This is a genomic window from Bacillus sp. FSL H8-0516, from assembly GCF_038635285.1.
Lineage (GTDB): Bacteria > Bacillota > Bacilli > Bacillales > Bacillaceae > Bacillus > Bacillus safensis.
Map to the genome: position 1 here is coordinate 1,360,059 of NZ_CP152051.1, position 23,627 is coordinate 1,383,685.

General features: G+C 40.9%; 30 protein-coding genes. 24 read left to right on the forward strand and 6 right to left on the reverse strand.

Going from position 1 to position 23,627, the window contains the following annotated elements; all coding sequences use genetic code 11:
• Nucleotides 1-17 precede the first annotated feature (17 nt).
• The gene (locus MHB67_RS06690) at nucleotides 18-914 is read left to right on the forward strand and encodes an EamA family transporter (protein ID WP_034623334.1); all 897 of its coding nucleotides are present in this window, start codon (nucleotides 18-20) and stop codon (nucleotides 912-914) included.
• A gap of 152 nt (nucleotides 915-1,066) precedes the next feature.
• Here the strand turns inward: MHB67_RS06690 and MHB67_RS06695 are convergent, their stop codons facing one another.
• The 4 genes from MHB67_RS06695 to MHB67_RS06710 form a co-directional block, all read right to left on the reverse strand.
• The gene (locus MHB67_RS06695; protein WP_024424712.1) at nucleotides 1,067-1,282 is read right to left on the reverse strand and encodes a hypothetical protein; all 216 of its coding nucleotides are present in this window, start codon (nucleotides 1,280-1,282) and stop codon (nucleotides 1,067-1,069) included.
• A gap of 259 nt (nucleotides 1,283-1,541) precedes the next feature.
• Nucleotides 1,542-2,819, reverse strand: a complete 1,278-nt coding sequence (locus tag MHB67_RS06700) for an MFS transporter (protein WP_024426859.1) — start codon at nucleotides 2,817-2,819, stop codon at nucleotides 1,542-1,544.
• A gap of 73 nt (nucleotides 2,820-2,892) precedes the next feature.
• The gene (locus MHB67_RS06705; protein ID WP_234107734.1) at nucleotides 2,893-3,390 is read right to left on the reverse strand and encodes a L,D-transpeptidase family protein; all 498 of its coding nucleotides are present in this window, start codon (nucleotides 3,388-3,390) and stop codon (nucleotides 2,893-2,895) included.
• A gap of 156 nt (nucleotides 3,391-3,546) precedes the next feature.
• Complete coding sequence (locus tag MHB67_RS06710) at nucleotides 3,547-4,404, reverse strand: metallophosphoesterase (RefSeq protein ID WP_234107735.1); 858 nt, start codon at nucleotides 4,402-4,404, stop codon at nucleotides 3,547-3,549.
• A 138-nt stretch (nucleotides 4,405-4,542) separates the two neighbouring features.
• Between MHB67_RS06710 and fadH the strand changes: the two genes are divergently transcribed.
• The 14 genes from fadH to MHB67_RS06780 all read left to right on the forward strand — a co-directional run bounded on the left by fadH (nucleotide 4,543) and on the right by MHB67_RS06780 (nucleotide 15,169).
• Nucleotides 4,543-5,307: a 2,4-dienoyl-CoA reductase gene (gene fadH, locus MHB67_RS06715; RefSeq protein ID WP_024424716.1), complete on the forward strand. Its 765-nt coding sequence runs from the start codon at nucleotides 4,543-4,545 to the stop codon at nucleotides 5,305-5,307.
• Nucleotides 5,308-5,371: 64 nt separating this feature from the next.
• Nucleotides 5,372-6,592, forward strand: coding sequence for an EAL-associated domain-containing protein (locus MHB67_RS06720; RefSeq protein ID WP_024424717.1), 1,221 nt, complete (start codon nucleotides 5,372-5,374; stop codon nucleotides 6,590-6,592).
• Between the two features lie 400 nt (nucleotides 6,593-6,992).
• Complete coding sequence (locus MHB67_RS06725) at nucleotides 6,993-7,889, forward strand: manganese catalase family protein (RefSeq protein WP_024424718.1); 897 nt, start codon at nucleotides 6,993-6,995, stop codon at nucleotides 7,887-7,889.
• Between the two features lie 183 nt (nucleotides 7,890-8,072).
• On the forward strand, nucleotides 8,073-8,315 hold the full coding sequence (locus tag MHB67_RS06730; protein ID WP_003212254.1) for a DUF1797 family protein: 243 nt from the start codon (nucleotides 8,073-8,075) through the stop codon (nucleotides 8,313-8,315).
• 146 nt (nucleotides 8,316-8,461) lie between these two features.
• Nucleotides 8,462-8,977, forward strand: coding sequence for a ribonuclease H-like YkuK family protein (locus MHB67_RS06735; RefSeq protein WP_024426864.1), 516 nt, complete (start codon nucleotides 8,462-8,464; stop codon nucleotides 8,975-8,977).
• 149 nt (nucleotides 8,978-9,126) lie between these two features.
• Nucleotides 9,127-9,318, forward strand: a complete 192-nt coding sequence (gene abbA, locus MHB67_RS06740) for an antirepressor AbbA (RefSeq protein ID WP_003210802.1) — start codon at nucleotides 9,127-9,129, stop codon at nucleotides 9,316-9,318.
• A 146-nt stretch (nucleotides 9,319-9,464) separates the two neighbouring features.
• On the forward strand, nucleotides 9,465-9,908 hold the full coding sequence (gene cbpB, locus MHB67_RS06745) for a cyclic-di-AMP-binding protein CbpB (protein ID WP_024424720.1): 444 nt from the start codon (nucleotides 9,465-9,467) through the stop codon (nucleotides 9,906-9,908).
• Between the two features lie 96 nt (nucleotides 9,909-10,004).
• Complete coding sequence (locus MHB67_RS06750) at nucleotides 10,005-10,886, forward strand: LysR family transcriptional regulator (RefSeq protein ID WP_024424721.1); 882 nt, start codon at nucleotides 10,005-10,007, stop codon at nucleotides 10,884-10,886.
• 122 nt (nucleotides 10,887-11,008) lie between these two features.
• The gene (locus MHB67_RS06755; protein ID WP_024426866.1) at nucleotides 11,009-11,485 is read left to right on the forward strand and encodes a flavodoxin; all 477 of its coding nucleotides are present in this window, start codon (nucleotides 11,009-11,011) and stop codon (nucleotides 11,483-11,485) included.
• Entirely contained in the window at nucleotides 11,475-12,368 is an 894-nt protein-coding gene (locus MHB67_RS06760; protein WP_075622948.1) for a hypothetical protein, read from the forward strand. Before MHB67_RS06755 ends, MHB67_RS06760 begins: the two co-directional genes overlap by 11 nt.
• 49 nt (nucleotides 12,369-12,417) lie before the next feature.
• Nucleotides 12,418-12,843 (forward strand): flavodoxin, encoded by a 426-nt coding sequence (locus tag MHB67_RS06765; protein ID WP_047203713.1) that lies wholly within the window; start codon nucleotides 12,418-12,420, stop codon nucleotides 12,841-12,843.
• Between the two features lie 109 nt (nucleotides 12,844-12,952).
• Complete coding sequence (dapD, locus tag MHB67_RS06770) at nucleotides 12,953-13,663, forward strand: 2,3,4,5-tetrahydropyridine-2,6-dicarboxylate N-acetyltransferase (protein WP_008347987.1); 711 nt, start codon at nucleotides 12,953-12,955, stop codon at nucleotides 13,661-13,663.
• An 82-nt stretch (nucleotides 13,664-13,745) separates the two neighbouring features.
• Nucleotides 13,746-14,876, forward strand: a complete 1,131-nt coding sequence (locus MHB67_RS06775) for an N-acetyldiaminopimelate deacetylase (protein WP_185854369.1) — start codon at nucleotides 13,746-13,748, stop codon at nucleotides 14,874-14,876.
• A gap of 50 nt (nucleotides 14,877-14,926) precedes the next feature.
• The gene (locus MHB67_RS06780; protein WP_024424725.1) at nucleotides 14,927-15,169 is read left to right on the forward strand and encodes a YkuS family protein; all 243 of its coding nucleotides are present in this window, start codon (nucleotides 14,927-14,929) and stop codon (nucleotides 15,167-15,169) included.
• Nucleotides 15,170-15,191: 22 nt separating this feature from the next.
• Here MHB67_RS06780 and MHB67_RS06785 read toward each other — a convergent pair whose 3' ends face one another.
• A complete protein-coding gene (locus MHB67_RS06785; RefSeq protein ID WP_024424726.1) occupies nucleotides 15,192-16,001 on the reverse strand; it encodes a mechanosensitive ion channel family protein in 810 nt (269 codons plus the stop codon).
• Nucleotides 16,002-16,273: 272 nt separating this feature from the next.
• On the opposite strand from MHB67_RS06785, the gene ahpA reads away from it, so the two are divergent.
• The 3 genes from ahpA to rok all read left to right on the forward strand — a co-directional run bounded on the left by ahpA (nucleotide 16,274) and on the right by rok (nucleotide 18,410).
• Nucleotides 16,274-16,816, forward strand: a complete 543-nt coding sequence (ahpA, locus tag MHB67_RS06790; protein ID WP_003211758.1) for a biofilm-specific peroxidase AhpA — start codon at nucleotides 16,274-16,276, stop codon at nucleotides 16,814-16,816.
• A gap of 82 nt (nucleotides 16,817-16,898) precedes the next feature.
• Nucleotides 16,899-17,357 carry a TlpA disulfide reductase family protein gene (locus MHB67_RS06795; protein WP_024424727.1) on the forward strand — a complete coding sequence of 153 codons (459 nt, stop codon included), beginning with the start codon at nucleotides 16,899-16,901 and terminating at the stop codon, nucleotides 17,355-17,357.
• Between the two features lie 480 nt (nucleotides 17,358-17,837).
• Nucleotides 17,838-18,410, forward strand: coding sequence for a transcriptional regulator Rok (gene rok, locus MHB67_RS06800; protein WP_024426871.1), 573 nt, complete (start codon nucleotides 17,838-17,840; stop codon nucleotides 18,408-18,410).
• A gap of 48 nt (nucleotides 18,411-18,458) precedes the next feature.
• On the opposite strand, the gene MHB67_RS06805 is transcribed toward rok, so the two are convergent.
• Complete coding sequence (locus MHB67_RS06805; RefSeq protein WP_034623329.1) at nucleotides 18,459-19,376, reverse strand: hypothetical protein; 918 nt, start codon at nucleotides 19,374-19,376, stop codon at nucleotides 18,459-18,461.
• 85 nt (nucleotides 19,377-19,461) lie between these two features.
• Between MHB67_RS06805 and MHB67_RS06810 the strand changes: the two genes are divergently transcribed.
• Genes MHB67_RS06810 through moaD form a run of 6 tightly spaced genes read left to right on the forward strand, consistent with a single transcriptional unit; the run spans nucleotide 19,462 to nucleotide 23,597 of the window.
• Nucleotides 19,462-20,043, forward strand: coding sequence for a molybdenum cofactor guanylyltransferase (locus MHB67_RS06810; protein ID WP_185854370.1), 582 nt, complete (start codon nucleotides 19,462-19,464; stop codon nucleotides 20,041-20,043).
• A gap of 30 nt (nucleotides 20,044-20,073) precedes the next feature.
• A complete protein-coding gene (locus MHB67_RS06815) occupies nucleotides 20,074-21,090 on the forward strand; it encodes a thiazole biosynthesis adenylyltransferase ThiF (RefSeq protein ID WP_185854371.1) in 1,017 nt (338 codons plus the stop codon).
• 9 nt (nucleotides 21,091-21,099) lie between these two features.
• The gene (glp, locus tag MHB67_RS06820; protein WP_185854372.1) at nucleotides 21,100-22,377 is read left to right on the forward strand and encodes a gephyrin-like molybdotransferase Glp; all 1,278 of its coding nucleotides are present in this window, start codon (nucleotides 21,100-21,102) and stop codon (nucleotides 22,375-22,377) included.
• Nucleotides 22,359-22,883: a molybdopterin-guanine dinucleotide biosynthesis protein B gene (gene mobB, locus MHB67_RS06825; RefSeq protein WP_073208298.1), complete on the forward strand. Its 525-nt coding sequence runs from the start codon at nucleotides 22,359-22,361 to the stop codon at nucleotides 22,881-22,883. The genes glp and mobB overlap by 19 nt, the downstream gene beginning before the upstream one ends.
• A complete protein-coding gene (locus tag MHB67_RS06830) occupies nucleotides 22,880-23,371 on the forward strand; it encodes a molybdenum cofactor biosynthesis protein MoaE (RefSeq protein WP_073205015.1) in 492 nt (163 codons plus the stop codon). Before mobB ends, MHB67_RS06830 begins: the two co-directional genes overlap by 4 nt.
• Nucleotides 23,364-23,597 (forward strand): molybdopterin converting factor subunit 1, encoded by a 234-nt coding sequence (moaD, locus tag MHB67_RS06835; RefSeq protein ID WP_024424733.1) that lies wholly within the window; start codon nucleotides 23,364-23,366, stop codon nucleotides 23,595-23,597. Before MHB67_RS06830 ends, moaD begins: the two co-directional genes overlap by 8 nt.
• Nucleotides 23,598-23,627: the final 30 nt, after the last annotated feature.

Here is a 23,627-nt window from a genome sequence, read left to right on the forward strand (position 1 = left end):
AATTGAGGAGAATGAAAATGAATAGGAGAAAGGGCATTTTACTTGTACTCATAGGCGCCATCTGCTGGGGTGTAGGAGGAACGATTTCACAAAAATTGTTTCAGCAATATGGGATTGATGTCAATTGGCTTGTGACGGTCCGGCTACTCATCTCAGGGGGATTGCTTTTATTTGTTCATGTGATGACAAAAGAAAAAACACATCTGATGGGTGTGTGGCAAAAGAAGAGGACAGCGATGCAAATCCTTCTATTTGGACTAATGGGGATGCTGGCTGTTCAATATACTTATATGGCATCCATTCAACATGGAAATGCTGCTGTGGCAACGCTGCTTCAGTATACTGCCCCTGTTATGATTATCGTGTATTTGGTCATTCGCAGGCAATCAACCTTCACTAGAAGAGATCTGGTCACAGTGGTATTGGCTTTAGCAGGCATGTTTTTCTTATTGACGAATGGTTCTATTTCAACATTAACCGTTCCATTTGCGGCAGTGATGTGGGGAATATTATCGGCTGTCGCGCTCTCGTTTTATACGTTATATCCAATCAGCCTGTTAAAACAATTCGATTCTCTAGTGGTTGTCGGCTGGGCGATGCTGATAGGAGGAGGCGCCCTTAGCTTGATCCATCCTCCTTGGAAGGTTAATCTCACTCATTTACCTTTTGAAGCGTATGTCTATTTATTATTTGTGGTCATATTTGGAACGATGATCGCTTTTTGGTTTTACATAGAAAGTTTGCAATACTTATCACCAAAAGAGTCGAGCTTAATTGGAAGTGTTGAGCCCCTTGCAGCAGTCGTTACGACAGTTTTCTGGTTAAAAGAGCCATTCGGACTTTTCCAATGGATAGGGACAGCTTGTATTGTCTATATGATTTTATTCTTGGCATTGTATCAGCCGAAAAAATGAGAGGGATGGGTGTTGAACAATAGAAGGAATGATAAGAAGAATTGACTTAATGAAATATAAATAAAGTGAACTATTAGTTCATGATAACTACCTATTTATTAAAATGGGTAGTTTCTCAAATGATATTTTTTTATATGATGTAAGCAGATGAATTATTTTGTATGAATAGAATAAGCGCAATAAAAACAACCATTAAAGTCCGTTTCATTCGTCATTTGTTTGGCTTCGCCCATGGCGCTTTCCCCATTCATATGCATGCCAATCAATGTACGGCTTGCAGCATCACCTAAAAATGCACAATCTTCTGTATGTACAACAAACTGTCCCTGTTCATTCTTTGTATGAATAAAATAGTAACTTTTTAGCATTTCCTTCACCTCCAACCTGACTATCCTACTATAAAACGTTTAATGATGTAAAGGAATTTTATTGTGAAAAACAAGAAAAAATGGATCAACAAAACAAAACGAGAGGTGCTAAAAGGATGGAGGGGTTAGTAAAGCGAGGTATATGTGATTTATTTATGCATGCTTCAAGCAGATTCTATGGGCAGAGGAAATGACATGAAGGATGTTTCAGCCATGCAAAAAGGACTTTTCTGAAAAGAAAGTCCTTTTTGCTATTTACTTATTGAACTCCCTGACCCTTTAGTTCACGCTGCACGTCTAAGTCGGCAGCTTCTCTGCTGAACTTTGGCAGTGTAATGAAGTAAAAAAGGAAAACGAGTAAAATAATAAAGCCCATTCCGTAATAAATATAAGAAACATTTGTGATGAGTTTTGGAAATAATACAGCAATCAGACCTAATGTCATTGATTGAGCAAACATAGTAAGCGGATCAACCCATCCTGACACACGGCCCATCAGGCGAGGGTGGACGATTCTAGGCAGCCAGCCGCCAATGACAATGTTGACTGGGCCAATGCATGTACCAATGACAAATGATGTGACATAAAACAACCATAATGTATGGGTAGAACCAAGGACAAAAATCAAAATACCTGCGACCAGAATTGGAATCGACATGAGATATTGCATCTTTACCTTCTTAGCAAGGACAGAGCCCATTAAGCTTCCAACGAGCAATCCTGCACCGATCGCAATTGTAAAGAAGGATGTATGCAGCTCAAAATGGTCCGGTGAAAGTCCATATTTCATTGTAAACATCGGAAGAACGGCAAATGCGCCATTGACTAGACCGAAAACAAAAAAGCCAAAAATTAAAGAAGCCAATAATTTATTTTTTAAAATATACAGTATGCCTTCTTTAAAATCTTTCAGAGACGTTTTAATGGTCATGCCTCTCCAGCCAGCTTGTCCATTTGGCTGACGCGCTTCAATTGGAATGTTACATGAGCGGATCAGGATGCCTGAAATAATAAAGCTGACTAAATCAATTGTAATGGCACCGTGAAGACCAATCGTTTTATACATAATGGCACCGAGTCCAACGCCAAATACCATAAATAAACTAAACAGCATTTGATTTAAGCCAGCGGCTTTTGCATATTGATCTTTATTTAAAATGGCCTGAACGAGAGAAGCTTCAGCTGGATAGAAGAATTTCGTAATGGCACTTCGAATAAACAAGATCAAGAAAATAAGTGGCAGTGAATTAAAATAAATCACGATGAATAATACAATCGTCAGCCCAGCTCGTATCCAATCACAATTCTCTGCGACTTTTTTACGATCAAACCGGTCTGCGACCACACCGACCATAAAAAAGACAAAGACAGTAGGAAGAGAATACATAAGCTCAGCCAATGTGGCGTATGCGGGCTGATGACTAAAATGGTCGAGCAAATAAAAGGCAAACGCCATATTGCCTACTGTTGTCCCCATTTGCGAAGCAAGTGCCGCAAAAAAGAGACGAACAAAATTTCTGTTTTTAAAAATATCCATAAATACGCTCCTTAACCTGAAGATCCCACTTTATATCATATAAAATTTTAACCATTCGTACAATTGATTTCATCTACTGGCTAATGGTCACAGGTGTTCCGTTTGGAACGAGTGAAGCAAGCTCGATGACATTCTGATTATACATGCGAATGCATCCTCTAGAAACAGCTTTACCAATTGAAGACGGGTTATTCGTACCGTGAATGCCGTAATGAATTTTTGAGAGGCTCAGCCAATAAGCGCCAAAGGGACCTCCTGGGTTTGGCTGTCTGTTGACAATATAATAAGAACCTGTCGGTGTCATATTTAAAATTTTCCCTGTTGCAATCGGATACGAACGAATAAGCTGAGATCCAGAAAACAAAACAAGACGTTTCGTTGAAATCGAAACAAAGATGCGGTAAGGGATCGTATTAGGATCCGGCAAACCAGGAATAATGATGCCCTCATTTTGTTCGGGCTCGCGAGCTTGAAGTGACGGATTTGCAGCCTTTAAGGCAGCTGTTGTTGTTCGAAAATCAATCGCTATAGAAGCAAGGGTTTCCCCGCTTTTCACCGTGTATCGCAGCACCAAAGCACACTCCTTTTACTCAAATAAAAGAAGCCATGATGCCGTCGCTTGACATACTATATGGACGGAATCAGGCCCCGTAAGGTTTCTCCTAACATTTGTCATGAGAAAGATCATTGATTATACATATGCAGGAGAGGGCGGTTTGGCTTCTATTTATACGCGAGATGTCAAGGTGAAAAAGGTTAACTCGGGTTTGGCTAAAAATCGAAGCGGCAGACGCGTTGTCCCAAGTCCACGGTTGACATAGATGCGGTGCTGATCACTGCCGTATAAACCTTCTACATATGTATGGCCGTAAGGTGCCGTGAGAATCGGTCCATAGAAAGGCAGCTGCACTTGACCGCCATGCGTATGCCCGGAAAGCTGCAAGTTAATGGGTGTTGTTTTCAGCTCTAGTGCGGCATCAGGCTCATGGACGAGCAGTAATGTAAATATATCAGTTGATACTTCCCGTTTGATCAAATCGTAATCAGGCACGCTCATCATGAGATCATCCAGTGAAGCAATCTGAATATGCGCATGATCTTTTTCTAATAGAAACACATCATTTTTACATAACGTAAATCCACAAGCCTCCATTGTTTTCTCATAAAGCTCCACGCCAAAAGGTCCGTAGTCATGATTTCCGTAGATGGCGAGCTTACCGAACGGTGCATGAAGCTTATTCAAATAAGCCTTCGCTTTTTCATGCTCTTCAGGGGATGCTTGAAAATCAACGAGATCACCTGTGAACACAATGAGATCTGGAGATGCAGCATTGATTTTCTGGACGATGGCTTCTAAATCCTTCGCAGCGAATGTATCACTCAAATGAACGTCACTAAATTGGGCTATTTTAAACTGGTCAAATGAAGCTGGAAGCTGAGCATCTTGAATGGTCAGTGAGACGGTATCGATCATGCGCGGTTCAATGTACCTGGCATATCCATATCCACAACTTGTAGCCAAAAAGCCGAGAATACTCGCACCAGCTGCTCCTTTTAAAAATTGTCTGCGGGAAAGCTGCTTCATATAAGACTCCTTTATAAATAAAATTAAGTATAGCATCATATTTGGATAATCTCCCATATGGTGCACCGAGGGTCAATCATGATATGATAGACAATAATGAATGAATAGTCATTCAAATGACACAGAGGGGGAGAACAAATGACGAAACAAACAGTGATTGTCACAGGGGGATCAAGCGGTATGGGGAAGGCGATGGCTGCTCATTTGGCAGCTGAAGGCTGGAATGTCGTGATTACTGGTAGAACGGAAGAGACGCTGGAAAAAACGGCAAAAGAAATGAAGCAGAAGGGCGGATCGGTCGCTTACTTCCAAATGGATGTACGAAACCCAGATGATGCGGACCAAATGGTCAAGTTTGCGGTGGATACATTTGGTGATGTCGATGCCCTCATTAACAACGCAGCAGGAAATTTTTTAGTGCCAGCAGAAAAACTGTCTCCTAACGGCTGGAAGGCTGTCATTGATATTGTGTTAAATGGTACATTTTTTTGCAGCCATGCAGTGGGGAATTACTGGATTCGTCAAAAGAAAAGAGGAAGTATGGTTAACATGGTGGCCACCTATGCATGGGGTGCTGGTGTAGGCGTGGCGCATTCGGCGGCAGCAAAGGCCGGTGTGTTGTCTCTCACTCGAACGCTTGCTGTGGAATGGGGGAAGCAATATCGAATTCGCGTCAATGCGATCGCACCAGGTCCAATTGAGAGAACAGGCGGTGCAGATAAACTATGGGAATCTGAAGAGGCAGCGCAAAGAACATTAGATAGTGTTCCTCTTGGCAGACTGGGCACACCTGAGGAAATTGCAGCGCTTGCGAGCTTTTTATTGTCTGAGCATGCTTCTTATATAAATGGAGATTGTATCACGATGGATGGGGGACAATGGCTCAACCAATCACCATTTTGATTGACGATGTAAGACCTGCTTTTGATGTGGTATAATCACACAAAGAGAGAAGCAGGTGATGAAAATGGTCGATCCATTGGATATTTTAACGAATATTGAAGATGTTTTCCCGCACTATCAAGCAATATTCAGTGCGGAAGAGCAAAAAGTGATAGGCTATGAGATTCTAGGAAGAATGAAGCTTGAGTCAGAAACGGTCAGCCTAGGCTCCTTCTTTATGGATTCATCTATTCCTGACGAATATAAATTGGAAGTAGATCACAAAGTATTGACTCAAGCACTTGATCTCTTCACAACTGCAGATGACGATTTGCTCATTTTTATTAATCATGATGCCAATATCCTCATGCTGGATCATGGAGAAAGCTTTTTAGAACTTTTAAAGGAATATGAAGCACGGGGCATTCAGCTTAACCGGTTTGTTATTGAGTTTGCAGAGCATACGTTTAGCGGCGACATTGAACAGCTATACCATACGTTAACGTATTTTCGTACATATGGGATTAAAATCGCCGTCTCAAATATAGGAAAAGAAAGCAGTAATCTGGACCGGATTGCCTTGCTTTCACCCGATTTATTAAAAATAGATTTACAGGCATTAAAGGCATCGGCTCCATCTCCTTCCTATGAATATGTCTTGTACAGCATTTCATTGCTTGCAAGAAAAATAGGAGCAGCCTTAATTTATGAGGATATTGAAGCAAATTTCCAGCTGCAGTATGCTTGGAGAAATGGCGGGAGATATTTTCAAGGGTTCTATCTTCATGAGCCTGCAGGAGAATTAATCGACCGAAGCCACCGAAAAGATCAGCTTAGAGAAGAATTCCAGCAATTTATTGCCCATGAGAAAAAGAAGCTGCAAGCGGTCTACGAACATTCTGAAACATTCTATAAACGAATTCATCAAGCTGTTACGACTTTAAAGAAATCGTGCAGCACAAATGATGAGCTCATTCAAAAGCTCGCACTCGAACTAACAGATTGCAGCTTCCGAATTTATATGTGTAATGAAGAAGGCTTTCAAATCACTGGAAATGTGTTCAAAAAAGAAGAAGAATGGCTGTTTCAGCCGGAGTATATCGAAAAAAACTGGAGCTGGCGTCCTTATTTCCTAGCAAATATTCTTCAAATGAGAATTAGCGGAAAAGGATTTTTCAGCGATATTTACAGTGATTTAGAAACCGGTGAGAGGATACGTACGTTTTCTTATCCTTTAGAGGGAGATATGTATTTGTTTATAGACCTTCCGTATGCTTATTTATATGAGCAAGATGGATTAATTTGAAGATGCGGCGTGAAGACAAACCCTCTCATTCGTTGTCAGTCCTATGTGCTAGTGCTCACGAATGTATAATTCGCTCCGCTCCGGTACTCGTCCTTCCTAGACTTCAAAAGTTTTCTATCACACTGAAATGTAAACAAAAGGCAGCCTTGAAGGCTGCTTTTTTTTGATAGAAAAAAGAAATAAAAAATGGTTGACAATGAAACTGATAATCATTATCATTTAGTTATAGAGAGAAGCTACTCTCTGTTCCCCAACCCCTCTATCAGATCAAGATCCAAAAAACTTGGCGCTACCCCCGCCAAGTTTTTTTTGTGCTTCAATCTTTCCCTTCATGCATAGGACAGCCCAAACCTTCCATACATCTTAAGTGATGATAGTTAGACGGTAGGAGGGAAACACCATGATCAAACGTGACACGCGGCTGCTCATTGATTTGCCAAGGCCAGATCACCCAGATGCAAATGGTGCCGCTGCTGTGCAAGAATTACTCGGCGGAAAATTCGGTGAAATGTCCACATTAAATAATTACATGTTTCAATCCTTTAACTTTAGAGGAAAACGAAAACTTAAACCGTTTTATGACCTCGTATCCAGTATTACGGCTGAAGAATTCGGTCATGTTGAGCTTGTAACCACAGCCATCAATCTCATGATTACAGGAACCACCCATGGCGGGGACCCAGATACGACGCCGATGAAGGCAGCTGTCGATAAACGAAATACACAGCATTTTATTCAAACAGCCCAAACAGGCTATCCGTTTGATTCAATGGCAAAACCTTGGACCGGAGAGAATGTGTTCTCAAGCGGCAACCTCATTCTTGATCTTCTCCATAATTTCTTTCTTGAATGCGGAGCACGTACGCACAAAATGCGCGTATATGAAATGACGGACCATCCTACAGCAAGAGAGATGATCGGTTATTTACTTGTCAGGGGCGGCGTGCATATTGTGGCATATGCAAAGGCACTTGAAGTCGCTACAGGAGTAGATGTGGGGAAAATGCTGCCAATCCCAAACCTCGACAACAAATACTTTGACTCAGCGAGAAAATTTGAAGATCAGAATGTTCATACAAAGCTGTATACATTTAGTGATACGGATTACAAGGATATTAATAAAATTTGGAAAGGCAGCCATCCGATTGATGGAAAGCCGCTGACAGTCATTGAGGGCACCCCGCAAGGTGCACCTGTGCCAGATTATAGAGAATTACCGGAAGAGTTTGCTCCAGGCATTTCAAAAGAGGATTTTGATGAAATTGCGAAACGGCTGATGAGATCTGCTGGTTTATAAAATCATGGTGCATGAGATGAGAAAAAAGACTCAAACTAAAAAAACAGATTCTTTTTCTTTTTTTGAATTCAAGAGGAAAAATATCATCTGAGAACACTTTATGGTATGATGCTTTGTAGGACTTGTGTATAATCAATACGGGTTCATCTTGAGTTGTTTTTTTGAAAGGAGTCTTTTTTTAGAATGTCACAATTAATGGGTATCATTACAAGGCTGCAAAGTCTTCAAGAGACAGCAGAAGCTGCAAACGAGCCGGCACAGCGTTATTTCGAAGTGAACGGTGAGAAAATCTGTAGTGTTAAGTATTTCGAAAAGAATCAAACGTTTGAATTGACTGTTTTTCAACAAGGGGATAAGCCAAATACTTTCCCATTTGACAACATTGATATGATTTCGATTGAGATTTTTGAGCTTCTACAATCCTAAGCTGAATCGTATGAAATGTTTTTTCTGAGGATTCCTTCGTTTATTGCGGCAGCATACATGGATCATCATAGATGATATGTACAAATGGAAGATGATCAATCAGCGCATTTTTCGGATAAGAGACCATTAAAAAGGAGTTCCTTTCTGTGAGTGATTCTTTTTTCTACAATCTTTCTGAAGATCATTTAGCGTTTTCTGATGTCGTCATGAGAATGAAAGACTTTATTCGAAAAGACCCTAGATCCGCCTATGTGTTATCAATTGGTACGGACTCTCAGGTCAATCAAAATGTCACAACATTTATGACTGCAATTCATCTCCACCGGATTGGCAAAGGAGCATGGGGCTGTCTCACTCAACAAGTGATCGAGAGACCCGTGCAAAGTCTTAGAGAAAAAATTTCATTAGAGACAGCGTTTAGCCAAAAGGTATGTGCAGACATCCTTGAGGGGCCTTTAACAGAACTGATGGATTTGCTTCTTCCGTTTGCTGAGGAAGGGGCAGACCTTCGTTTTGAAGCCCATCTGGATATTGGCAAAAAAGGAAGTACGAAAGAGCTGATTCAGGAAATGACCGGAATGATCACAGCTATGGGAATTGAAGCAAAAATAAAACCCGACTCATATGCAGCATTTTGCTATGCCAATCGATACACAAAATAAATTCCGTCATTTTTCTCCAAACCTTGTCGAAACGTGCGGTTGACGATTCGATTCTAGTTCCTTATTCTAGCTGTATAGAGAGGAAGCAGACATTCAAAAGCCTGCTAATCAATATAAAAGCATATATGAAACAGGGGGCCTGATGTTGAATGAGCGTCATCGAAAATCGTTTTAATGAAGAAGAGAAAAAGCTATTATTAAACGTATTGCTGAATCAGGAATATGCTGTCGAATTACTAAGCAGTGAGATCAATGATATAGAATGTGGAACAAAAAATGTCGACGACAATACGTATAAGCAATTGATCACATTGTATGACAGAGTAAGGTTTGAGAATTAATATTGGTTTAACATTCTATTAGATACTCGGGGGCTGAGTATCTTTTTTATGCAGAAAAAATCTTTCGACAAAATTCGTTTTAGTTTATGCTTAATCGTAATGGGGAATGTATGATTGATGATTGAGAGAAAAGGGGTCGAAGAAACATGATAGAGATAGAACCGACTCAATTGCTTGAGTCCACAGTAGCCGAGCATATGATTGATGCAGATAAAGTCGCACATGTTCAAATTGGAAATAACCTTGAGCATGCCCTATTGGTTCTAACAAAAACAGGATATACAGCTATACCGGTATTAGACGCTTCTTATCATTTACACGGGTTAATTGGAACGAATATGATTATGGATAAAATCTTCGGTTTAGAACGAATCGAATTCGAGAAGCTTGATCAGTTGAAGGTTGAAGAAGTCATGCTGAAGGATATTCCGAGACTTAAAACAACAGATCCTGTACTAAAAGGCGTTCACGCTGTGACGAATAATGGATTTGTTTGTGTAGAAAATGAGGAGCAGGTCTTTGAAGGCATTTTTACTCGACGAGTTGTATTAAAGCGCTTAAATGAGGTCATTCATTCCGCAAAAAAATGAGCTGCAGCCCAGCTTATTTTTTTTGCCTTCATAAGTTAAAATTTATATAATGAGCATATAAAATAAGAAAAACTTATAGAGAGAAAGGGGACGCCCATGCAGCTTCAGGAGTTACATATGCTTGTTGTGCTAAGTGAAGAATTGAATATGAGAAAGGCTTCAGAGCGGCTCTTTGTCTCTCAGCCTGCATTATCTCAAAGATTGCAGACGATCGAAAAGGAATGGGGAACCAAAATCTTTTTTCGTTCACAAAAGGGGCTGACTGTGACCTCGGCAGGTGAACAGATTATTCAATTTGCAAAAGAGGTGACGGTTGAACAGGATCGAGTGAGAGAGCGAATTGATGAACTTGAGGGTGACATTCACGGTACACTCAAGCTTGCGGTGGCGTCGATTATTGGACAGCACTGGCTGCCAAAGGTGTTAAAACGGTATGTTGAAAAATATCCAAATGCCAAAGTATCACTCGTTACTGGCTGGAGCAGTGAAATGCTCAAAAGCTTGTATGAAGATCACGTGCACATAGGAATCATTCGCGGTAACCCTGATTGGAAGGGGACAAAGGAATACTTGATGACAGATCATTTATATTTAGTCGATTCCGTGATCAAGGACGTAGATGAATTAATCAAGACAGAGCGGCCATTTATCCAATTTAAAAGCGACAGCACGTATTATCAGGAAATCCAGCACTGGTGGCACCAAAAGTTTAAAGTGTCTCCAAAGCAGACGATTTTAGTAGACCAAATTGAAACATGTAAACAAATGGCCTACCACGGCATCGGCTACGCCATTTTGCCTTCTGTTACCTTATATGACCACGAAAAAAGTGTTTATAAAACACCGCTTGTTGATGTGAACGGAGAGCAAATCGGCCGTGACACATGGCTGCTAGGCTATGAAGCGTCTTTTCAGTTAAAACAGGTACAAGCATTTGTTGGTGTGGTTAAAGAAATGCTTGAGAATGATGCCGTCTAAGTGCCTTCTTGGAATAGGGAGGTACTTTTTTTATGAAATCATTTGACAATGAAAATCATTATCATTTAAAGTGTACATATAATAATTGAAAATGATTATCATTTAGAAGAGGTGACCGATAGATGAAAGCACTAATTGCATTTGCGAGTATGTCTGGAAATACGGAAGATATGGCAGCGATCTTAAAGCAAACACTTGAAGGAAAAGGGATCGATACAGAAATGATGGAATTTGATGATACGAATGCAGAAGACCTTTCCTCATACGATTACGTATTCATTGGTTCTTATACATGGGGTGATGGAGATTTGCCTTATGAAGCAGAGGATTTTTATGAAGAGGTCTCTACTCTTGAACTTAGCCACATCAAAGCAGCTGTCTTTGGATCGGGTGATTACAGCTATCCGAAGTTTTGCGAGGCTGTCCATACATTCCATGACATGCTGAAATCAACGGGTGCATCTGTTTTTCCTGAAACATTAAAAATGGAGCTTGCACCGGATACAGATGAAGATGTGGCGTGCTGTCAGGAATTTGCTGCGAGCTTTTTAACGTGGGCTGCTTTATCTGAGAAACGAGTTGAAAATCATGTTTCATAAAGGAGCAACAGCCGTTGCAGCATCTAAAAGTGGTGGATACTTTGTTGCTGTAAAACGTGAAGGTATTTTTCACTATAATGTGGAAAGCGGATGGCAGCAGCTGTTTAAGCTCAAGCATAAAATCCATGCGATCAGCTATATTGGCCCTTATTTATTCGGTGTTGGTGAAAATGGCACAGTAATTAGATCAGGAGATGAAGGCAACACATGGGCGTTATCTTCATTCCCAACAAATGCAGTCGTTTGGTCTATTACAGGACGCAAAGATGGATTTGTGTGTGCGCATGGAAAACATAGTATCTATGTGTCAAATGATTTCGGAATTTCCTGGGAAATTATGAAGCCATTTGCTCATGTGAATCATCCGCCGGTCATTCGTTCTTTATGTGCTGCAGGTGACCATCTTTATATTGGAACACAGATTCATGAGGTTCACGGAGGAATATGGGTGTATGACTTGCAAAGTGAACAGATTTTTCTTCTAAACAGAGAGGAGCACCGCATGACGGCTTCTATGCTGCTCTGTCATGAACATCTTCTTGTTTGTGCGTTAGGTTCAAAAAAAGGCAAAAAAGGATCTGTTCAAATTTTAGATTTACATACAAATATTCTGCATGATATTCAATCACAGGCCTTTGCTAGAGAAGAATCATTTTTGGATGTGTCAGAGGATAATGGCATTGTGTATGTGACCACCTCACAAGACGAACACGGATTTTCTAAAGTGTATCAGCTTGATATTGAGCAAAAAGAGCTCAAATGGTTTGATACGATCAAAGGACATGGTTTTCGTGTAGCCAATCAAAACGAAAACTTTTTCTGTGCGGGTTTATATGAAAGTAAGTTTGTCAGGCCATATGAGGAGCCTGCATTGATTCATTGATAAGGAGGAAGAAAAAGTGACAGAAAAGGTTTTATTGGTATATGCCACGATGTCTGGAAATACAGAAGCGATGGCAGATTTAATTGAAAAAGGTATAACGGAAGCAGGAGCCAGCGTAGACCGGCATGAAGCGATGGATATTGATGCCGAGCTGCTCAATGATTACTCGCACATTATGTTAGGTGCGTATACTTGGGGAGATGGCGATCTTCCGGATGATTTTATTGATTTATATGAAGAAATGGAAGAGCTTGATTTAACGGGAAAAGCATTTGCAGTATTTGGTTCTGGCGATACATCTTACGAACATTTTTGCGGAGCTGTTGACCTAATTGAAGAAAAAGTGAAGGAGCTTGGCGGTGACATTGTCCTGCCCTCAGTTAAGATTGAGCTGAATCCAGAAGGGGAGGAAGAAGACGAATTAATATCTTTTGGCAAACAATTTGTTCAGCTTCACCAGCAAGAAGCGGGATAATCGGTCCCGCTTGTTTTATTTTCCATTGCGGAGATGACTCTTTCACTTGTCATTAAAACACTCCTTTGGTACAGTAATGAAGTATAAATTAAGAGGAGGACATACATACATGAAACAAATGGACGCTAATGAAATTATTTCATTTATTCAAAATAGTACAAAATCAACACCTGTCAAAGTCTATATCAAAGGTGACTTAGAAGGTATTGAGTTTGGTGAACATGCAAAAACATTCATCACAGGAAACACTGGAGTTGTTTTCGGTGAGTGGAGCGAAATTCAAGAAGCGCTAGCATCTAACAAAGATAAAATTGAAGATGTTGTCGTGGAAAATGACCGCCGCAACTCTGCAATTCCGATGTTAGATTTGAAAAACATTAAAGCCCGTATTGAGCCAGGGGCAATCATTCGTGACCAAGTTGAAATCGGTGATAATGCAGTCATTATGATGGGTGCTTCTATTAATATCGGTTCTGTGATCGGCGAAGGTACGATGATTGACATGAACGTGGTGCTTGGCGGCCGTGCGACAGTAGGTAAGAACTGTCATATCGGTGCTGGATCTGTTCTTGCAGGTGTCATTGAGCCGCCGTCTGCTAAACCAGTTGTTGTAGAAGATGACGTTGTCATCGGTGCGAATGCTGTTGTTCTAGAAGGCGTGACAATTGGTAAAGGTGCAGTAGTAGCTGCTGGTGCAATCGTTGTAAACGATGTAGAGCCTTACACAGTTGTAGCAGGTACACCTGCTAAGAAAATCAAAGACATTGATGAGAAAACAAAAGGTAAGACTGAAATCAAACAAGAACTGCGTCAGCTTTAATTCATATAATTCGCAGCTGAAGACAAAGACGTGGATGAGATATCCACGTCTTATTCGTATAGAAGAAAGGAAGTGAGTTCACTTGTTAAATCGTGAGCAATTAATATCCATTCGAAGAGATTTACACCAAATCCCTGAGCTTGGTTTCCAAGAATTTAAAACACAAGCGTATCTCATTCAGCACCTTAATACCTATTCAAAAGATCGAGTTGAGATTGAAACGTGGCGTACTGGGCTTTTTGTGAAAGTGAAGGGAACAAATCCAACGCGCGTATTTGCTTATCGTGCAGATATGGACGGTCTGTCTATTCCTGAGGAAACAGGGTATCCATTTGAATCTGTGCATGAAGGAAAGATGCATGCATGTGGACATGACCTTCATATGACCATTGCGCTTGGTATCATTGATCATTTCGTCCATGAACCGATCAAAGAAGACGTATTATTTATCTTCCAGCCGGCAGAAGAAGGTCCAGGCGGAGCTGAACCGATGCTTACAAGTGATGTATTGAAAAAATGGACGCCAGACTTTATTACAGCGCTGCATATCGCACCTGAATATCCTGTTGGAACAATTGCTACGAAGCCTGGTTTGTTATTTGCCAATACGAGTGAGCTTGTGATTGAGCTTGAAGGAAAAGGCGGACACGCTGCATATCCTCATTTAGCCAATGATATGGTTGTTGCTGCAAGTGCACTTGTAGGTCAGCTGCAATCGGTTATTTCGCGTAATGTCGACCCCCTTGATAGTGCGGTCATTACAGTCGGCACAATTACCGGTGGAACGGCTCAAAATATTATTGCGCAGCATGCAAAGCTTGACGGTACCATTCGCACACTATCCCCAGAGTCTATGGACAAGGTGAGAAAGAGAATTGAAGCATTGGCAAAAGGCATTGAAATTGGCTACGAATGCAAGGCAACCGTTCGATATCCTTCATCTTATTACGAAGTGGACAATTCAAAGGATTTGACTGAGGAATTTATGTCATATGTAGCCGAAGAAGGGCTAGCAAATGTGATTGAATGCAGAGAAGCCATGACAGGAGAAGATTTTGGGTACATGCTGAAAAAGTATCCCGGCTTCATGTTTTGGTTAGGGGTCGATTCAGAATACGGCCTGCACCATGCAAAGCTCCAGCCTGATGAAAACGCGATTGAAACAGCTGTGAAAGTCATGACGGCTTATTTTAAAAAGCAAGCTGGCGAATGAATAATCGAGCTGCCTCCTGTACACCTTATGAACAGGAGGTGTTCTTGATTATGACAAGAATTGGTGTAGAACAATCTTTATCCGATGTAGAAGAACTATTGAAGCAAAAAGGGTATGATGTCGTACGTATTCAAAATGAACAGCAAATGGATCAGTGTGACTGTTATGTCGTCACAGGACTAGATTCAAATGTTCTTGGCATTTCAGACACAACAACAAAGGCATCTGTTATTACAGCATCAGGTATGACGGCTGATGAAATTTGTCAAGAAGTAGAACAGCGTGTTCAATAAAACAAGAAAAAGAACCGGTAGATTATGATCCCGGTTCTTTTTGCTCTTTTTCTATATCGAGTACTTCTTTCATTTTTTTGCGCAAGATTCGTTCCACTCGCCATTGCTCCATTGTTTCAGTTTTCGCTATGATGCGCAGCACAAGGGAAGAGGAACCGAACGCCTCTACGCCGACAACTTGAGGACCTTCGATAATTTGCGGAGTTTCCTCCCGCACCTCATCACAGGCAGCTTGGAGGGCTGTGATCATCTGATCCACATTTTCATCCGGTGACAGCTCAATATCAACGAGTGCCTGCATCGTCCCTCTTGAATGATTGCTCACATTCAGTATGCTGCGATTTGGAATGAAATGAAGGGTGCCGTCAAAGCTTCGAAGCTGCGTGGTTCTTAGGCCAATTTGTTCGACAATCCCATCAAAGCCCGCGACCGTTATATATTCTCCTACATCAAATTGTTTTTCCAATAATATGAAGAATCCGGTCACAATATCACTCACTAACCCTTGAGCGCCAAAACCGATCGCAAGTCCCACAACGCCCGCACCTGCCAGCAAAGCGGTCGGGTTATAATGAAATAAGTCGAGGATCATCACAACTAGAATAAAAATCAATAAGTAGGCGAAAATATTTAATGTCAAACTTTGCAGTGTCTGAGCTCTTGATAAAGAGACTTCATGCTTTTCAGCGAATGTTGAATAGGCGCGCTTAATCATCTTGTTTCCTATGGCTCTGATGATAAAGTAAATGGCAAAAATGGCGACTAGTTTTAGCAAAATCATACTGCTATTGAGGATAATGGAAACCCAATCTACTTGTTGAAATGCTCTCATAATCTTCAAAACCTTTCTATGTATGCTCTAAAAGAGAAGCTAATCATTTGTTCCCTTATGCAAGTCATGTTAAACTTTTGATAAGTAGAGCAGGAATTGTGACAAATCGTTAATTAAATTTATTATTAATTAATATTGACTAAAAATCGCATAAGTATTATAATTGTAATTGTGAAGTTATTAACTAAATGAGAATTTTAAGTTTTGATTCTCATTTTATATACAGCTAAGAAGACTGTATAAAAGATATTATTTTTTGGAGGGATTTACATATGGCAGAGCGTTTTGTAGGAAAACAAGCTCCACGTTTTGAAATGGAAGCAGTACTTGCTAACAAGGAATTTGGTAAAGTAAGTTTAGAGGAAAACATGAAGAATGACAAATGGACAGTTCTTTTCTTCTATCCAATGGATTTCACATTTGTTTGCCCAACTGAAATTACAGCAATGAGCGATCGTTATGACGAGTTCGAAGATTTAGATGCAGAAATCATTGGTGTATCTACTGATACAATCCACACGCATCTTGCTTGGATCAATACAGACCGTAAAGATAATGGTCTAGGTGAATTAAAATACCCGTTAGCTGCTGATACTAACCACACAGTATCTAGAGAATACGGCGTTTTAATTGAAGAAGAAGGGATTGCTCTTCGCGGTTTATTCATCATTAACCCAGAAGGCGAACTTCAATATCAAACAGTATTCCACAACAACATCGGTCGTGATGTAGATGAGACATTACGTGTTCTTCAAGCATTACAAACTGGTGGACTTTGCCCAGCGAACTGGAAACCGGGTCAAAAAACACTTTAATTGATAGCTGAAGAAACAGGAGGGTCTAACTGATGTTAGACCTTTTTGTTTCGACACATACAATGGATGGAGGCGCTTCATAATGAAATTACGTCAACCAATGCCAGAACTAACTGGTGCAAAAGAATGGTTAAATGGAGAAGTAACAAAAGAAGATTTGATTGGTGACAAACCAACATTGATTCATTTCTGGTCAGTCAGCTGTCATCTTTGTAAAGAGGCAATGCCTCAAGTCAATCAATTCCGTGATGAATACAAGGATCAACTAAACGTTGTGGCAGTTCATATGCCTCGTTCAGAGGATGACCTAGATCTAGAAAAAATCAAAGAAGTTGCGAAAGAGCATGAAATCACGCAGCCAATCTTTGTGGACAGTGATCATCACTTAACAGAAGCCTTTGAAAACGAATATGTACCGGCATATTATGTATTTGATAAAACAGGTGCTTTGCGCCACTTCCAAGCCGGCGGAAGCGGAATGAAAATGCTTGAAAAACGTGTCAATCGAGTGCTTTCTGAGTCTGAAAAGGCTGCAGAATAAGCTTTCCCCCATAAATGGGGGTTTTTTCATGGGCAAAAATAGGAAGCATATGGCTTCGGATGAGTTTTTATGTAGGTGTTATTCCTAAGAAAAGAGAAAATGAGGGAGTTTATTAAAAAATATCCCTGAAACAAAAAGGTATAACGACCTATTTACATTTTTGTTTTGAAATGAAAATGTAAAGATTTTAACTTTTTACTATTCAGAACGTTTTTGCACAAAAGAAATTTCAGTTAGGTAAATAACTATATAAATCAAGTAGTATAAGCGTTTATTCAATTTTTTTACAATATTTTAAGGTTTGTCAAAAGCCTATAGTGGCAATGAAATGGGTGCCGATTTTTCCTTTTTGGCAAAATTTTAGTTGAAAATACCTATCTGTTAGCAAACTGTAAAATGATAAAAAAATAGTTGATAAAATTAGTTTTCTAATCTAATATTTACTATAGAATATTTTTTATATGATGAGGGGGAAATCCATTGTTTAATGAGAGGGAAGCGTTACGTTTACGATTGGAACAATTAAACGAGGCAGAAGTAAAGGTCATCCGTGAATATCAAATTGAGCGAGATGCGATTTATGCAAAATTAAGAGAATTAGACCGTCAAGGAACAGGTCTAGTGTCAGATACAAAAAAAGAAGTACGTACAGAGAGAAAGACGGATTCACTGCCTGTATTAGCTGAGCTTGCTGCGCAAGAAATGAGAAGCTACCAGCAGCCGGCACAACCACAATCATCATCTTTAGGAACAGGACAGCTAAACGGTGCACCTGTAGGTATTCCTGAAGGATCGACAAGACGCAGAAGAGGCACAGCTCGTCCTGGCTCTAAGGCAGCGAAGCTTCGTGAAGCTGCGATTAAAACGTTAAAACGTCATAATGCAGCGATTAAAAGCTCAGAACTTCAAAAAGAGATCGAAAAAGAGAGCGGTCTTGAAATCCCAAATATGACAACGTTTATGCAAAGCTTAATTAAAATGTACCCTGAAGTGAAGAAGCCTTATCGTGGACAGTATATTTTAGAAGGCGACATTCAAACAGAAGACGAATAAAATAAAAAACTGCTGGGCGTAAAAGCCAGCAGTTTTTTATTTCGAGAATTACTTCTTTTGATCAACTGTATAGACAATTTTGCGTTCCTTGGGCAGGTGATCACGCTGTTTTTTGAAGCTGTCGATTTTGACTGTCATGACCTCTCCATTACGCTGCACTGCATCAACGTGTTCCTGAAGTGTTTGAACTTGTTCGTTGAGTTTCTTCAAGATCGGTTCGATTTCTTCTGTCGTTTGCAGGATGCGGTCTCGTGAGAATGGCTGTGCATTTGTTTTTGCTGACTGGTCAATATCAGCAAAATGTGAGGCGATCCATTCTTCGCTTTCTGCTAACTGTTTTTGATAGCTTGTGAGCGTTTCGTAAAAAATCGCTTCTTTTGCTTTTTCTATTTGCAGCAATTTCTCTTGTGTTTCATAAAAACGCTCTTGAAGGTGTCTGACTCCTTCCTGTAATACATGAAACTCTGCATTTTTATCGCTCAATGTTTGCTGCAGCTTCTCAATCACTGCGGATAAAGTATTTCCTTTTTTCTCCTCTTTTGCAAGCTGTTTATCTTGATCCTCTATCCGCTCATTTAATTGTTGAGAGATTTCCTTATATTTGACAACTTTCAAATGCAGCCTGTGTTTTTCTTCGGTTTCTTTTCTTCTATGATAGGTTTCCTTTTGCAGCATCTCATGGAGAAGAACAATTTTATGTAATAATTCTGATTTGCTGTAGGAGAGTTCCTGTATTTTTGAGGCAGCATCGTGTTGATCATTGGTCATTTCATCCAATTGTTGTTTTAATTGCGTGAAATCCTTTTTCATCTCATGATATTCTTGAGTTAACTTCTTATTTTTAGAATACGTATATGAGGACTGTAAATCAGAGATCATTTGTTGATATTTGGCAGTTTCAGCTTTTAAGTATAAATTCTCTTGAGATAAATCATGGAATAGGGGAGAAGCATGGCGCCTGTTCATCGATAGACCCTCCTTATTCATGTTACCAATAAAGTATGCGAAAGGAGTGCGATTAGAACAACCATATCAAAGGAGGACTTAGAGGATGCACGTAGTGAATGTCATTTTAGCTGGAGGCGCTTCCAGACGCTTTGGAGAGCCAAAGGCAAGTCATATGTATCAAGGGAAACCATTATATGAGCATGTGAAAGAGCAGCTTTTAGAAGGGCAGACGGTTATCATCAGCCATCCGTCGCTTCTTCCTTTTTTCAAAGCAAGAGGTGAACAAAGTGTGTGGTTAGATGATGAAGAGGTGCGCGGATGCGGACCGCTTGCCGGCATATATACGGCGATGCAAAAGCAAGAGGCAGAATGGTATTTAGTAACGGCATGTGACATGCCTTTCATACGAAAGGAAACGGCGAAAGTATTATCGTCCTATTGCAGTGAGCACACAGATGCCATTATCCCGCTTGTTCAGGGCAGATTACAGCCTTTGTTTGCGCTTTATCACCGCCGCTCTCTGCCTTTTATTCGTGCGTGTTTAAAAGAGAATCAATTTGCCGTCAAGGACTTGCTTCAAAAGCTTCAAGTGCGCATCGTTTCAGAGGAAGAACTGAACGTGACATCAAACGAATTTCGTAATATCAATAAAAGAAGCGATTTACCTGAAAACGGTATGATATGATACATAAAAAACGGTGAGGAGAGAACAGCATTGAATGATCGATATTCAAGACAAATCTTGTTCCCTCCGGTTGGGGAAAAAGGACAGCATGCGCTGGCTGAAAGTCATGTTCTGATCGTTGGAGCCGGTGCTCTTGGTACCGCCTCTGCGGAAGGGCTTGTTCGGTCTGGCATCGGTACGCTTACGATTGTCGATCGTGATTATGTGGAATTTTCAAATTTACAGCGGCAGCAGCTGTACACGGAACATGATGCAAACGCACATGTGCCAAAAGCAGCAGCAGCAAAAAAACGTCTCGAGCAGATCAATCATGAAGTGACGATACACGCCCTGATTGAAGATGCAGGGGCGGAGCTGTTAAGGCCGTTATTCCAGAGAGCAGATATCGTCATTGATGCAACAGATAATTTTGAGACAAGAATGGTGATGAATGATTTATCACTAGAAACGAAGACGCCGTGGATATATGGCGCTTGTGTGAGCAGTCAGGGGATGTATATGACCATATTGCCGGATAAAACGCCATGTTTATCATGTGTGTTCACGGCAATGCCTGTTGGCGGCTTGACGTGCGATACAGCGGGGGTTATTTCACCTGCCGTTCAAATGGTTTCTGCTTATCAGCAAACAGAGGCACTCAAATATTTAACTGGTCATGAAGAGCAAATCGAGCGGAAATTTGTCACGTTTGATCTTTGGCAGTCTACATCATTTAAAATGGATTTATCTCGCACTAAAGAGAAGACCTGTCCAACTTGCGGCACGGCAAGGACCTATCCTTATTTACATGATCAGCGTAAAAAATCGACGGTCCTTTGCGGACGTGACACCGTTCAAATTGTATCAAAGGATTTAGCAAAACTATCATTTCAGCATATAAAAGAGCGGCTCTCATCTATATGTGAGGTGGAAGTAAACGACTTCTTAATCCATGTACGCTACGAAAACTACCGAATGGTCTGTTTCAAAGGGGGACGTGCATTAATCCATGGGACAAATGATGAAAAAGAAGCCAATTCATTACTAGCAAGACTGCTAGGGATATAGGAGTGAAGTGTGATGGAAAGACGGCAGCCAATACCAGTAGAAGAGGCCATAAAGAAAGTTCACCAATACGAAAAACATGGAGAAATAGAATGGGTCCCTTTAAAGGACAGCCTTGGACGGTTTATTGCAGAAGATATTTTGGCAGACCATGATGTTCCGGCATTTGATCGTTCTCCTTATGATGGCTTTGCACTTCGGGCAGAAGATACAAAAGAAGCGTCAAGTGCGCATCCAGTTGAATTCGAGGTCATTGATCATATTGGTGCAGGAATGGTCTCAGCAAAAACCATCGGTCCCTTTCAGGCCATTCGTATTATGACAGGAGCAAAAATTCCAAATGGCGCAAATGTCGTCATCATGATTGAACTGACGAAGACTTTTGAAAAAGGCGGCAAATCATTCATGTCACTGAAAAGACCGCTGAAAAAGGGAGACAATATTTCTCGTCAAGGAGAAGAAGTACTCAAAGGAAACGTGATGGTCAAAAAAGGAACAGATGTCACTCCTGGCGTCACGGCTCTATTGGCGACATTCGGATATGCGGTAGTGCCAGTTGTCAAAAAACCGGTGATTGGCATTATCTCAACAGGCACAGAGCTTCTTCAAGTAAGTGATGCCATGGTGGACGGCAAGATTAGAAATAGTAATCTTAGTATGGTCTATGCGCAAGTACTTGAGGCCGGAGCTGAGCCGCTTGATTTAGGGGGAGTCTCCGATGATTTTGACAAAAGTTATCATGCAGTAAAAGCAGCCATGAGCAAGGTAGACATTCTGATCACAACAGGCGGTGTGTCAGTGGGCGATTTTGACTTTCTGCCTGCCATTTATGAAAAGCTGGGAGCCAAGGTCCTGTTTAATAAAGTAGCCATGAGACCTGGAAGTGTGACGACTGTGGCTGCAATGCCGAATGGTCAATTGCTGTTTGGGCTGTCCGGAAACCCTGCTGCCTGTTTTGTGGGCTTTGAATTATTTGTGAAACCGATCATTTATAAATGGTATAGGAAAGAAAATCCGTTTCCCGGCTTCGCTGAGGCGAAACTCACACATGATTTTCCAAAAGCCAATCCGTTCACTCGTTTTGTCAGGGCGGCCCTTCAATTCACTGGCAGTCAGATCAGTGTGACTCCAACAGGTCTTGATAAATCAAGTGCAGTGACCTCTATTGCAGAGGCTGACTGTTTCATCGTGCTGCCTGGGGGAACAAGAGGTTTTCAAGCAGGTGATCAAGTTGATGTTCTGCTGTTTCAGCACAAAGGCGGTGGGTCTCCATGCTGGATGACAAATTAAGCATATTACAGGTGGTCGGTTATCAAAATAGCGGCAAGACCACGTTGATCGAAAAGCTCTGTCAGCTGGCTGAATGTGAAGGGCTGAAGCTAGGCTGCTTTAAACACCATGGACATGGCGGGACACCAGATCTTCTTTTCAAAGAAAAAGATACTGATCGATATATTCAGGCAGGTGCATATGCCGCAGGTGTGGAAGGAGAGGGTGAATTTCACTTTTCGATGCAGCACATCACGTTAGAGCAGCTGCTCAACATGTGTCAGCATCTTCCGTTAGACGCTGTTCTCATAGAGGGGTACAAACAGGCGCCTTATCGCAAAATCGTTTGTGTCAAGAATGAAGAGGAGCTTATTGACCTTTCAACTCTTTCTAATATACAAGCAGCTATTTATTTTTCTCAAGAGGATCCATTAACCGAAAATTACCCGTTTCCTGTGTTTTCAGCTTTTGATAAGCGCGGGATGACATTTGCTTTTCACTTATTGAAGGGAGGCGGCACGTTTTGAGCGAACTTTTTAAAATAACAAAAACGCCGATTGAGGTAAACGAATTGATTCAGCATGTGACAAGACGAAAGGCAGGAGCCATTACAACGTTTATCGGGACGGTCAGAGAATGGACAAACGGCAAGAAAACATTGCGTTTAACCTACGAAGCATACATACCAATGGCGGAAAACATGCTAAGGCAGATTGGACAAGAAATGAAGAATCGGTGGCCTGACACTGAAGCAGCGATTGTGCACCGGATTGGAACACTTGAGATAACCGATATTGCTGTTGCGATCGCCGTTTCGTCTCCTCATAGGAAGGCTGCCTACGAAGCCAATGAATATGCTATTGAACGAATCAAGGAAATCGTTCCTATTTGGAAAAAAGAATATTGGGAAGATGGAGAGGCCTGGATAGGTGATCAGCTTGAAACGGTTTCATATCCAGAAGGTAAACCTAGGCATCTTCAACTTGCAGAGAAAGAAGGTGATCAGCATGATTAATGTGTTATTGTTCGCCGGCCTTGCTGAGAAGGCCGGTAAACAACAAATCATCATTCAAAAAGATCAAACAACGGTTGATGAGATTAAAATAGAATTACAGGAGGTATATGGTGTTGATGCTGCACAAAATGTAATGGTTGCAGTCAACGAAATATATACGAGGGGAAATGCTGAAGTGCGTAGCGGGGACACTGTTGCACTCATTCCTCCTGTAAGTGGTGGATAATAGATATTAGAGGATTTGGTTATGGCCACC